This is a genomic window from Claveliimonas bilis (assembly GCF_030296775.1).
Lineage (GTDB): Bacteria > Bacillota > Clostridia > Lachnospirales > Lachnospiraceae > Claveliimonas > Claveliimonas bilis.
Window position 1 is genome coordinate 464,741 of sequence record NZ_AP027742.1, and the last position, 11,509, is coordinate 476,249.

Below are 11,509 nucleotides of genomic sequence, written 5' to 3' on the forward strand. Positions count from 1 at the left end.
TGAAAGCCATGCTGGAGGGCACCGAGAAAGGCGGCGTGCGGAACAGTATCCACAACTGCCTGACCGTGTTCCAGTATGACCCCATTCTTTCCGGGGCGGTTGCAAAAAATCTCCTGACCGAGCGTATTGACCTTCTAAAGCCCATCGGCAGGAAACGCAGAACCGGCAGCAAGGCCATGACCGACACGGACATGAAATATATCCGGCTGTATCTGGAAGATACCTACGGCCTGACAAGCGAGAAAAAGATAGCAGACGCCGCTGATCTGGCCGCAGACGCCAACAGCTACCATCCCATCCGGGACTACCTGAACGGCCTTGTCTGGGACGGGAAAGAGCGTATCCGCTACTGCCTGCGTCACTTTCTGGGAGCCGACACAGACAACTTCACTTACCATTCCCTGCGGCTGTTCCTGCTGGGAGCCATCCACCGGGCATTCTGCCCCGGCTGTAAGTTTGAGGTCATGCTCTGTCTGGTTGGCGGTCAGGGAGCCGGGAAATCCACCTTCTTCCGGCTGCTGGCCGTAAAAGACGAGTGGTTTTCCGATGATTTGCGGAAGTTGGACGATGATAACGTGTACCGCAAGCTACAAGGCCACTGGATAATTGAAATGTCGGAGATGATTGCCACCGCAAACGCCAAGAGCATAGAGGAAATCAAGTCATTTTTAAGCCGCCAGAAGGAGGTCTATAAAATCCCCTACGAAACCCACCCGGAGGACAGGCTGCGGCAATGCGTGTTCGGCGGGACTTCCAATGCGCTGGACTTCCTGCCCCTTGACCGTTCCGGGAACCGGCGCTTCCTGCCGGTCATGGTCTACCCCGGACAGGCCGAGGTACACATTTTGGACGATGAAGCCGCTTCCAGAGCCTATCTGGAACAGGTATGGGCGGAAGCCATGACAACCTACAAAAGCGGCGATTTTAAGCTGTCTTTTACACCCGAAATGATACAGTACCTCAAAGAACACCAGCGGGATTTCATGCCGGAGGACACCAAGGCCGGGATGATACAGGCGTACCTTGACCGCTACACTGGCAGCGCCGTATGCTCTAAGCAGCTTTTCAAGGAAGCCCTGAACCACCCCTTTGACGAGCCGAAGCAATGGGAAATCCGGGAAGTCAACGACATCATGAACCACTGTATCACGGGATGGAAGTATTTCTCCAATCCCCGGATATTTGAAGGGTACGGCAGGCAAAAGGGCTGGGAACGAGAAGCCCCGGCAACGGGCGCTGACAACGGGCGTGAAAAAACGCCGGACGGATTTGTGGAAGTCACGGAGCAGATGGAACTTCCCTTCTGAATAATCCGGAGAAATCACAGCCGGTTGCCGACCCCGTTGCTATCCCGTTGCCGAGCCGGTTGCCGGGAAAAAGACCGTAACTGCGGGCTTTTCTCCCCTCTGACAACCAAAGCAACAGAAAAATAAAAGAAAAAGTAAATAAACAGTAACCCGCCAGACAGAGATTGTTTTCGAGGTTTTTTGAAGACCGTTGCCGGACTTCGTTGCCGACCTTCTCCTGTCTGGCTTATTTTATTTATGGAGGTAACTGCCTATGGCAAAAAGCAAAACTGAAATCCATGTCACAACGGTATTTGACGGCGAACTGGACGCTACGGATGTTTTCGTGAGCCTGATTGCACAGAAATACAGCCAGAGAAATAATAAAGAATATCTTGCGAAAAAGCAAGATTTAGAGTATAATAAAGACAAGGTTCAGAGTGACCGTGTTCCGTCTGGATTGTGCGGGTAAACGGTTATGATGAACGGAATGGAATATACAGGCATGGACGCAATACTGGCGGGCAGCTTCCGGGCGGCTATCTATTGCAGGCTTTCCAAGGACGATGACCTTGACGGGGAGAGCGCCAGCATTGCAAACCAGCGGGATATGCTGGAAACCTACTGCGAGAAGCAGGGATGGGAGGTTGTTGCAGTCTATCAGGACGATGGCTACACGGGGCTGAACATGGAGCGCCCCGACCTGAAACGGATGTTGAAAGCCATCGAGCGCAGGCAGATAAACCTTGTGGTCACGAAAGACCTATCCAGACTGGGTAGGAATTACTTGCAGACCGGCTTCCTGATTGAAGATTTCTTCCCCCGCCACGGCGTCCGGTATATCGCCATGAATGACGGTATCGACACCATGCGGGACAACAACGACATTGCGCCGTTCAAGAACATCCTCAACGAGATGTACAGCAAGGACATTTCCAAGAAGGTTCATTCCTCTTATCTGCTGAAAGCGCAGAAAGGCCAGTTTACCGGCTGCCTTGCCCCCTTCGGGTATCGGAAAGACCCGGAGGACAAAAACCATCTGCTGATTGATGAGGAAACGGCCCCCATTGTCCGGCGTCTGTTTGCGTGGGCGCTGGAAGGACACGGCCCCAACTACATCCGGCGCAGGCTGGAAGAAGAAAAAATCCCATGCCCGACCTACTGGAACCGGGTGCGGGGCTTTCGGAACGTGTCAACCAAGTGGGAAAAGAAAGACCCGGTAAACGGGCGGTATATGTGGGATTTCTCCGTGATTAAGGACATCCTGATGAACCCCGTCTACACCGGCGCTATCGCTTCCCAGAAGAAGGAATACCGCTTCAAAATCGGCACCATCGGGGAGAAGAAGCCGGAGGACTGGATTGTGGTGGAGAACCAGCATGAGCCGCTTGTTGACCGCAAGACCTTTGACATCGTGCAGCGCAAGCTGAAATCCCGGCAGCGCCCCCGCCAGACCGGGGAAATCAGCCTGTTTGCGGGGCTTATCAAGTGCGGCGAGTGCGGGAAGTCGCTGACGATCCGCTACACCAACGACAAGCACCCGAAGCAGATTTATTCCTGTAAGACCTACAACGCCTACGGGAAACAGCACTGTACCCAGCACCGGGTTGAGTACGACACCCTTTACAGCCTTGTACTGAACAAAATCCGGGAGTGCGCCAGAGCCGCCCTGATGGACGGGGAAGCCGTTGCCGGGAAGCTGACCGATACCTGCGAAGCAGAGCAGAAAGGCCAGCGGGAAGCATTGGAGCGTTCCCTTACCAAAGACGAGGAACGGATTGACGTTCTGGAAAAGATGGTGCTGCGGCTGTATGAGGACATGGTTGCCGGACGTATCAGCGAAGCGAACTTCAATCTGCTGATGGAAAAGACGCAGGCGGAACAGGCCGAGTTGAAGGCAAGGGTTGAGGAAGGCCGGAAAAAGCTGGCCGATGAAATCCGGCTTGCGTGTGACGCCCGCCAATGGGTGGAAGCCATTCAGGAATACGCCGACATCACGGAACTGGACGCCGCCACCTTAAACCGCCTGATTAAAGAAATCGTTGTCCATGAGAGTATAGACAGCGATAAGACAAGACACATTTCTATCGAAATTCATTTCAATCTCAAACCCATCCCGGAAGTGGAGCAGGTCACGGCCTGACCTGCCCCCGCCGGGGCGGTTCTTAAAAACTCCATAGATATTTCTTGACACGCCGCCGCCCGCCATCGAGCCGTTTTCCTACACCTATTTGGGGATAAAACAGTTGATGGCGGGCGGCGGCGTTGCCCTTATCGGCCTTACCCTTGTCCCGCTGCTCTCCGGCCTGTTTGGATAATGCCACAAACTAACACTACCCGCCGCGCTCTCCCGCTTCACGCGGGAGGGCGCGGGAAAGGAGGGATTAGCTTTTGATATGGCAGATGATTGAAGATTGGTTTCGCGGCATTTTGACAGACGGAATACTCTCTAATCTCTCCGGGCTGTTCGACAGCGTAAATACAGAGGTTGGAGAAATCGCAACGCAAGTCGGCACAACCCCCGCCGGGTGGAACGCGGGCATATTCAATATGATACGCAGCCTATCGGAAAACGTCATTGTGCCGATTGCGGGCGTTATCATTACCTTTGTCATGTGCTACGAACTAATCCAGCTTGTAATTGAGAAAAACAATCTGCACGATCTCGACACTTGGATTTTCTTCAAGTGGATTTTCAAAACCTTTGTTGCGGTGCTGCTGGTAACAAATACTTGGAACATCGTCATGGGCGTATTTGACATTACACAGAGCGTCGTCAACGACAGCGCGGGCGTTATCATATCCGACACAAGCATAGATATTGCAACCGTTATCACCGATATAGAAGCAAAGCTGGACGCTATGAGCGTCGGCGGGCTTTTGGGGCTATGGTTTCAATCACTCTTTGTGGGGCTTACCATGAAAGCGTTGTCTATCTGTATCATGCTGGTGGTGTACGGGCGCATGATTGAAATATACCTTGTAACGAGTATCGCCCCTATCCCCGTTGCGACAATGGTAAATCGTGAATGGGGCGGCATGGGACAGAACTACTTAAAATCCTTGCTTGCCCTCGGTTTTCAGGCTTTTCTAATTCTTGTGTGCGTCGGTATTTATGCGGTTTTGATACAGACAATCGCAGCAACCGATGACATATCCGGCGCGATCTGGTCTTGCATGGGCTATACCGTCCTCTTGTGTTTTACGCTTTTCAAAACGGGAAGCCTTGCAAAATCCGTATTCAGCGCGCATTAAGGGGGTGCAGATGAAGAAATACAAAATCATTTACGCCGATCCCCCTTGGAGATACGCGAGAAGCAAGGTACAGGGCGCAGCGGAAAAGCACTATCCCACTATGAGTATTGAGGAACTTTGCGCTTTACCCGTCAAAGAAATTGCGGATAAGGACTGTATTTTATTCCTATGGGCGACGTTCCCGCAGCTTAAAGAAGCGTTGCAGTTAATCAAGGCTTGGGGATTTACCTATAAATCCGTTGCCTTTGTATGGTTAAAGCAAAATCGGAAATCGCCCACTTGGTTTTATGGCTTGGGCTTTTGGACGCGAGGAAATGCGGAAATCTGCTTGCTTGCTACCAAAGGACACCCGAAGCGACAATCAAACAAGGTACATCAATTTATTATTTCCCCTGTTGAGCAGCACAGCAAAAAGCCGGATATAACGCGGGAAAAGATACTTGCCCTTATGGGCGACCTACCGCGTATTGAACTGTTTGCAAGGCAGCATACCCCTGGTTGGGACGTATGGGGAAATGAAATCAAAAGCGACATACGGTTTGCCGGAAAGGAGGTTTGAAATGGCGTATGTAACCGTCCCAAAGGATTTAACCAAAATCAAGAGCAAGGTAATGTTCAACCTTACCAAAAGACAATTACTCTGTTTCGGCGCGGCGGTGGCTATCGGGCTACCGCTATTCTTTTTGACAAAGGACAGCGCGGGAACGACAACGGCGGCTTTGTGCATGGTGCTTGCCATGCTGCCCATGTTCCTACTCGCTATGTACGAGAAGAACGGGCAACCGCTGGAAGTGATTATACGGCAATTTGTGGAAGTGAAGTTTCTTCGCCCCAAAGAGCGACCTTATCAGACCAACAATTTTTATACCGCCCTTGCGCGGCAGGAGCGATTAGATAAGGAGGTACGGGCGATTGTCAAAGGAAAAGGGAAAGACCCAAAACAAAAAGCGTAAACTTACGCGGCAGGAAAAGAAACAGATCGACGCGCTTATCCGGCAGTCAAAGGGCGACGGGAAGCCCCATACGGCGCAGGACAGCATACCGTTTGAACGAATGTATAAGGACGGGATTTGCCGCCTTGCAAACGGGCGGTATTCCAAGTGCATTGAGTTTGAAGATATTAACTATCAGCTTGCGCAGCCGGACGACAAGACCGCCATTTTTGAAGCCCTTTGCGATATGTATAACTCTTTTGACGCTTCTATCAGTGTGCAGCTTTCCTTAATCAGCCGCCATGCGAACAAGGAGGATTTCAAGAGCAGTATCACGATTGCCCCACAGAATGACGACTTTGACAGTATCAGAGCCGAATACACCGAAATGCTGCAAACACAGCTTGAACGCGGCAACAACGGGCTTATCAAGACAAAGTTTCTCACCTTTACCATTGAAGCAAAAGATATTAAATCGGCGCGGGCGCGGCTTGCCCGTATCGAAACGGACACCCTCAACCATTTTAAGGTGATCGGCGCGGCGGCGCGGGTATTGGACGGGAAGCAGCGGCTTGAAGTGCTGCATGGGCTTTTCCACCCGGACGGGGAACGCTTCAACTTTGCGTGGGAATGGCTACCCGTAAGCGGCCTTTCCGTCAAAGACTTTATTGCCCCGTCCTCTTTCCGTTTTGGCGACGGGCGAATGTTTCAAATGGGCGGGAAGTTTGGCGCGGTTTCCTTTTTGCAGATTGCCGCGCCGGAACTTTCAGACCGTATGCTTGCCGACTTCATGGAAGCGGAAAACGGGATTGTCGTCAATCTGCACATTCAGAGTATCGACCACAACGAAGCGATCAAGACGATCAAGCGGAAAATCACCGACCTTGACCGTATGAAAATCGAGGAACAGAAAAAGGCAATCCGCAGCGGCTACGATATGGATATAATTCCGTCCGACCTTGCCACCTACGGCGGCGAAGCGAAAAACCTTTTGCGGGATTTGCAGAGCCGGAACGAGCGAATGTTTTTGCTTACGCTGTTAGTTTTGAATGTGGCAGACACAAAGCAGAAATTGGACAACGACGTATTTCAGGCCGCAAGTATCGCACAGAAATACAACTGTATGCTCACCCGCCTTGACTACCGGCAGGAACAGGGGCTTATGTCCTCTATCCCATTGGGCGAAAACCTAATCCAAATCCAGCGGGGCTTGACGACTTCCAGCACCGCCATTTTCGTCCCCTTTACGGTACAAGAGCTGTTCCAAAGCGGCGAAGCGTTGTATTACGGCTTAAACGCATTATCGAATAACATGATTTTGTGCGACAGGAAAAGGCTGAAGAACCCTAACGGCTTGATACTCGGCACACCCGGCAGCGGCAAGAGTTTTTCGGCAAAGCGCGAGATCACCAACGCTTTTCTCATTACCGCAGACGATATTATCATTTGCGACCCGGAAGCGGAATATTACCCCCTTGTGGAACGGCTGAAAGGGCAGGTTATCAAGGTTTCGCAGAACAGCACGCAGTACATTAACCCGATGGATATAAACCTCAATTACAGCGAGGGCGACACGCCCATAGCCTTAAAGAGCGATTTTATCCTTTCCTTTTGCGAGTTGATTATGGGCGGCAAAAACGGGCTGGAAGCGGTTGAAAAGACTTTGATTGACCGCGCCGTTATCAGCGTGTACCGCAGCTACCTTGCAGACCCGAAGCCGGAGAATATGCCGATTTTGGGCGACCTCTACAATGAAATCAAGAAGCAGCCGGAAAAGGAAGCGCAGCGTATCGCGTCGGCATTGGAACTCTATGTAAATGGCAGTTTGAACGTGTTTAACCACCAAACAAACGTTGACATTCACAACCGCCTTGTCTGCTTTGATATTAAAGAACTCGGCACCCAGCTACGAAAACTCGGTATGCTCATTGTCCAAGATCAAGTTTGGAACAGAGTTACCATAAACCGCAGCGAAGGCAAGGCGACGCGGTACTATATCGACGAGTTTCATTTGCTGCTCAAAGAGGAACAGACCGCAGCGTACAGCGTTGAGATTTGGAAGCGTTTTAGAAAATGGGGCGGTATTCCGACAGGTATCACCCAAAACGTGAAAGATTTGTTATCGTCCCGCGAGGTGGAGAACATTTTTGAAAACAGCGATTTTGTGTATATGCTCAACCAAGCCCAGGGCGACAGGGAAATCCTTGCAAAGCAGCTTAACATTTCGCAGCAGCAAATGACCTATGTAACCCATTCCGACGCGGGCGAGGGGCTTATCTTCTATGGCAACGTGATTTTGCCCTTTATTGACCGTTTCCCGCAAGATACGGAACTCTATCGTGTAATGACGACCAAACCCGGCGAGGTGTCGGCATGAGGATAGAAATGGACAAAATCTATTGCGGCGACAGCTTGCAGGTGCTTCAAACCTTGCCGGAAAATGCAGTTGATTGTTGCGTAACGTCCCCACCCTACTATGCCTTGCGGGACTACGGCGCAGACGGGCAGATCGGACGGGAAGCAACGCCGGAGGAATATGTTTCCCGTATTACGGCGGTATTCCATGAGGTAAAGCGGGTGCTTACGCCGGAGGGTACTTGTTGGCTGAATATCGCGGACACTTATTGCGGCACAGGCAGCAAAGCCGACCACCAAGACCCCAAATACCCCAAAGGCAGGAACGGGCAGCAAGTGGCGTTTAACCACCGCGCCCCCGGCTGCAAGCCCAAAGATTTAATTGGTATTCCGTGGCTTGTAGCCCTCGCCTTGCGGGGCGACGGTTGGTATTTGCGCAGTTCTATCATTTGGCACAAAACAAACCCCATGCCGGAAAGCACGCGGGACAGGCCGACCCGCTGCTATGAATATGTGTTTCTGCTTACCAAGTCAAAGAAGTATTATTACGATTGGCAAGCAGTAGCCGAGCCGATAGCCCCCACAACGGCGGGGCGGCTGAAAAGCGGAGTTAGCAAAGGAAATAAGTATAACGTTACTGTTCCGGGGCAAAACCAACCGCAGAAAATCAACCGCCCCCGCGAAAAGGGCGCATACGCCGACGAGTTGATTTCTCCCGTCCGCAGCCGCCGCAACGTTTGGCAGATTAACAATGTCGGCTATCATGGCGGGCATTTCGCAGCGTTCCCGCCGAAACTTGCGGAAACGTGCATTTTGGCGGGCTGTCCCATCGGCGGGATTGTCCTTGACCCCTTTTTCGGCAGCGGCACGACGGGCATGGTAGCAAAACGGCTTAACCGCCGCTATATCGGCATTGAGTTAAACCCCGACTATTGCGAACTTGCAAAACAGCGGATTGGAGGTGATGAAGATTGAGCAAGGAACTGAAAGCCCCCGACAAGGTAACGCAAAAAATGACCCGCGACGGTGCGGTTGCGGAAAACCTCACGACGGGCGAAACGTCCAGTATCAGCGAAAGGCCGCAGGAAGAAAACTATTCAGCCCCCGCAGGGGTGGCAGCGGAAAAGGTTGTGCAGCATATCGGCGCAGAGATTGAGCGACACGCAGCAAAAGGCGCGGAGAAAAAAGCCCTTGACGCGACGCAGCCTAAAACCCATTCTTCCCGCTTGCAGTTTTCCGAAGCGGAACGGGCAACGCCGGAACTTCAAAAAGCGATCAAGAAATCGGATAAGGCGGCAGACTGTTTAGACGCAGCGCGGGCGGCTATCCCCAAGCAGACCAAAATCAAGAAAGAGCGCGTTTTTGACGAAGCGAAAGGCAAGGCAAAGACGCGCCTTTCCTTTGAAAAGACGGATAAGCCCCCAAACGGCAAGTTGCGGCATAACCCCTTATCCCGTCCGGCACAGGAGTTAAACAGTACCGTACATGGGAAAATCTACGAGGTAGAGAAAGAAAACGTCGGTGTGGAAAGCGGGCACCGGGTAGAACTTGCCGGAGAGAAAGCGGGCGGCATGGCGGCGCGGGCAGTTAAGGGCGGCATACGCCGCCATAAGCTGAAACCCTACCGGGCAGCGGCGGCAGCGGAAAAACAAGCGGTAAAGGCAAACGCAGATTTTCTCTATCAAAAGGCGTTGCACGATAACCCCGCGCTTGCGCACTCCAACCCCATTTCCCGTTTTTGGCAGAAGCAGCGCATTAAAAAGCAGTATGCAAAAACGCTGAAAGCGGGCGGCAAAGCGAAAAAAACCGCTGAAGCCACCGCAAAGGCGGCGAAGAAAACCGCGCAGGAAACCAAACGGGCGACGTTCTTTGTTGTCCGGCATTGGAAAGGCTGCTTGATTGTGGGCGGGATTGCCTTTATCGTGCTGCTGCTTTTCGGCGGGCTGTCCTCTTGCTCCCTCTTTGGCGGCAACAGCGGCAGCGGCTTGATTGCGTCGTCCTATCTCTCCGAGGACGCGGATATAACGGGCGCGGAAAGCGCGTATGCCGCTATGGAAGCCGAGTTACAAGATATGCTGGACAATATCGAAAGCGAATACCCCGGCTATGACGAATACCGGGTAAACGCGGACGAGATCGAGCATGACCCCTATGTGCTAATTTCTATCCTTTCCGCGTGGCATGAGGGCGTGTTTACACTCGATGAAGTGCAAAGCACCCTTGAAATGCTCTTTGAGAAACAGTATATCTTGACGGTCGAGGAAGAAGTACAGGTACGCTACCGCACCGAAACAAGGACGGACAGCGAGGGCAACCCCTATACGGTTGAAGTCCCCTATAACTATTACATTCTTCATGTGGATTTGGAAAACTTCAACCTCTCCCATGTCCCCGTTTACATCATGGGCGAAGAACAGCTATCCATGTACGCTATGTATATGTCGTCGCTGGGAAACAGACCCGACCTTTTCCCGCAATCCGGCTATGTGTCTAAATACTATGAAAACCCGCCCGCCGATTATGAAGTACCCGCCGCGCTGCTGGGTTCCGATGAAAAGTTTGCGCGGCTCATGGAGGAAGCAGATAAATACGTCGGTTTTCCCTATGTGTGGGGCGGCAGCACCCCGGAAACCTCTTTTGATTGCAGCGGCTTTGTGAGTTATGTGTTGACGAACAGCGGCCTATACAATACGGGCAGACTTGGGGCGCAAGGGCTTTACAACATCTCAACCCCTGTTTCTAACCCGCAGCCGGGGGATTTGGTGTTCTTTACGGGTACATACGACACCCCCGGCGTTTCCCATGTGGGGATTTATGTGGGCGAGGACGGGGACGGAAGCCCCGTCATGCTGCATTGTGGCGACCCTATCCAGTATTCAAAGCTGGACACCAGCTATTGGCAATCCCACTTTTACGCCTACGGGCGGTTAAATTACAATTAAAAGGAGTTGAAAAATGAATATTGTATCTTTTGGCGGCGGCACGAATAGTGCCGCCTTACTTATTGGCCTATACAAGCACAAAATCCCGATTGACCTTATCACCTTTGCCGATACGGGCGCGGAACACCCGCATACCTATCAATTTATCGAGATAATCAATCAATGGCTTGCGGAACACGGTATGCCGCAGATTACCGTTGTGCAGTATGTTGACCGCTACGGCAACCGCCTATCTCTTGAAACCGAGTGCTTGCGCTCTCATACGCTCCCGTCGATTGCCTACGGGCATAAGCGTTGTTCGCAGAAACACAAAATCGCACCGCAGGAAAAGTTTTGCAACCACTATGCGCCTTGCCGCGAAGTATGGCAGCGCGGCGAGAAAGTCAACCGCTATATCGGCTATGACGCGGGAGAAGTGAAACGGTATGAACATTCCCGCAAGTACAACGAAGCCGACAAAAAATATCATAACCGCTACCCCCTCATTGAAGAATGGGGCTGGAACAGGGACGATTGTATCCGGGAAATCAAAGCGGCAGGATTGCCGCAGCCGGGTAAATCGTCCTGTTTCTTTTGTCCGAGCATGAAGAAACAAGAGATTTTATATCTCAAAGAACACTATCCCGATCTATTTAACCGGGCGGCGACTTTGGAAGAAAACGCTATGCCCTATCTTAAAACCGTTAAGGGATTGGGGCGCAGCTATTCATGGAAAGAACAGTTTGGAAAGGAGTAAATG

At 51.9% G+C, this 11,509-nt stretch carries 10 protein-coding genes and 1 pseudogene; all 11 read left to right on the forward strand.

Going from position 1 to position 11,509, the window contains the following annotated elements:
• Nucleotides 1-8 precede the first annotated feature (8 nt).
• The 11 genes and pseudogenes from R2J37_RS02210 (at nucleotide 9) to R2J37_RS02260 (ending at nucleotide 11,506) form a co-directional block, all read left to right on the forward strand.
• Entirely contained in the window at nucleotides 9-1,307 is a 1,299-nt protein-coding gene (locus R2J37_RS02210) for a virulence-associated E family protein (RefSeq protein WP_033126282.1), read from the forward strand.
• 253 nt (nucleotides 1,308-1,560) lie between these two features.
• On the forward strand, nucleotides 1,561-1,758 hold the full coding sequence (locus R2J37_RS02215) for a hypothetical protein (protein WP_033126283.1): 198 nt from the start codon (nucleotides 1,561-1,563) through the stop codon (nucleotides 1,756-1,758).
• Between the two features lie 6 nt (nucleotides 1,759-1,764).
• Nucleotides 1,765-3,429 carry a recombinase family protein gene (locus tag R2J37_RS02220; protein ID WP_033126284.1) on the forward strand — a complete coding sequence of 555 codons (1,665 nt, stop codon included), beginning with the start codon at nucleotides 1,765-1,767 and terminating at the stop codon, nucleotides 3,427-3,429.
• 91 nt (nucleotides 3,430-3,520) lie between these two features.
• Nucleotides 3,521-3,604: pseudogene (locus R2J37_RS02225) on the forward strand (Maff2 family mobile element protein); the annotation flags it as partial.
• 85 nt (nucleotides 3,605-3,689) lie between these two features.
• Entirely contained in the window at nucleotides 3,690-4,541 is an 852-nt protein-coding gene (locus tag R2J37_RS02230; RefSeq protein WP_003502113.1) for a VirB6/TrbL-like conjugal transfer protein, CD1112 family, read from the forward strand.
• 10 nt (nucleotides 4,542-4,551) lie between these two features.
• Nucleotides 4,552-5,100 carry an MT-A70 family methyltransferase gene (locus R2J37_RS02235; protein ID WP_002604480.1) on the forward strand — a complete coding sequence of 183 codons (549 nt, stop codon included), beginning with the start codon at nucleotides 4,552-4,554 and terminating at the stop codon, nucleotides 5,098-5,100.
• 1 nt (nucleotide 5,101) lies between these two features.
• On the forward strand, nucleotides 5,102-5,494 hold the full coding sequence (locus tag R2J37_RS02240) for a PrgI family protein (protein ID WP_002604479.1): 393 nt from the start codon (nucleotides 5,102-5,104) through the stop codon (nucleotides 5,492-5,494).
• Nucleotides 5,454-7,850 carry a VirB4-like conjugal transfer ATPase, CD1110 family gene (locus tag R2J37_RS02245; protein WP_002604478.1) on the forward strand — a complete coding sequence of 799 codons (2,397 nt, stop codon included), beginning with the start codon at nucleotides 5,454-5,456 and terminating at the stop codon, nucleotides 7,848-7,850. The genes R2J37_RS02240 and R2J37_RS02245 overlap by 41 nt, the downstream gene beginning before the upstream one ends.
• The gene (locus tag R2J37_RS02250) at nucleotides 7,847-8,803 is read left to right on the forward strand and encodes a DNA-methyltransferase (RefSeq protein WP_002604477.1); all 957 of its coding nucleotides are present in this window, start codon (nucleotides 7,847-7,849) and stop codon (nucleotides 8,801-8,803) included. The genes R2J37_RS02245 and R2J37_RS02250 overlap by 4 nt, the downstream gene beginning before the upstream one ends.
• Nucleotides 8,800-10,770 (forward strand): C40 family peptidase, encoded by a 1,971-nt coding sequence (locus R2J37_RS02255; RefSeq protein WP_002604476.1) that lies wholly within the window; start codon nucleotides 8,800-8,802, stop codon nucleotides 10,768-10,770. Before R2J37_RS02250 ends, R2J37_RS02255 begins: the two co-directional genes overlap by 4 nt.
• A gap of 13 nt (nucleotides 10,771-10,783) precedes the next feature.
• Nucleotides 10,784-11,506 carry a phosphoadenosine phosphosulfate reductase domain-containing protein gene (locus R2J37_RS02260; RefSeq protein ID WP_002604475.1) on the forward strand — a complete coding sequence of 241 codons (723 nt, stop codon included), beginning with the start codon at nucleotides 10,784-10,786 and terminating at the stop codon, nucleotides 11,504-11,506.
• Nucleotides 11,507-11,509: the final 3 nt, after the last annotated feature.

What these genes read in the sequence shown, in the direction of transcription:
- R2J37_RS02210 (WP_033126282.1), top strand. Translation starts at nt 9, where the DNA reads ATGCTGGAGGGCACCGAGAAAGGCGGCGTGCGGAACAGTATCCACAAC.
- R2J37_RS02215 (WP_033126283.1), top strand. Translation starts at nt 1,561, where the DNA reads ATGGCAAAAAGCAAAACTGAAATCCATGTCACAACGGTATTTGACGGC.
- R2J37_RS02220 (WP_033126284.1), top strand. Translation starts at nt 1,765, where the DNA reads ATGATGAACGGAATGGAATATACAGGCATGGACGCAATACTGGCGGGC.
- R2J37_RS02230 (WP_003502113.1), top strand. Translation starts at nt 3,690, where the DNA reads ATGATTGAAGATTGGTTTCGCGGCATTTTGACAGACGGAATACTCTCT.
- R2J37_RS02235 (WP_002604480.1), top strand. Translation starts at nt 4,552, where the DNA reads ATGAAGAAATACAAAATCATTTACGCCGATCCCCCTTGGAGATACGCG.
- R2J37_RS02240 (WP_002604479.1), top strand. Translation starts at nt 5,102, where the DNA reads ATGGCGTATGTAACCGTCCCAAAGGATTTAACCAAAATCAAGAGCAAG.
- R2J37_RS02250 (WP_002604477.1), top strand. Translation starts at nt 7,847, where the DNA reads ATGAGGATAGAAATGGACAAAATCTATTGCGGCGACAGCTTGCAGGTG.
- R2J37_RS02260 (WP_002604475.1), top strand. Translation starts at nt 10,784, where the DNA reads ATGAATATTGTATCTTTTGGCGGCGGCACGAATAGTGCCGCCTTACTT.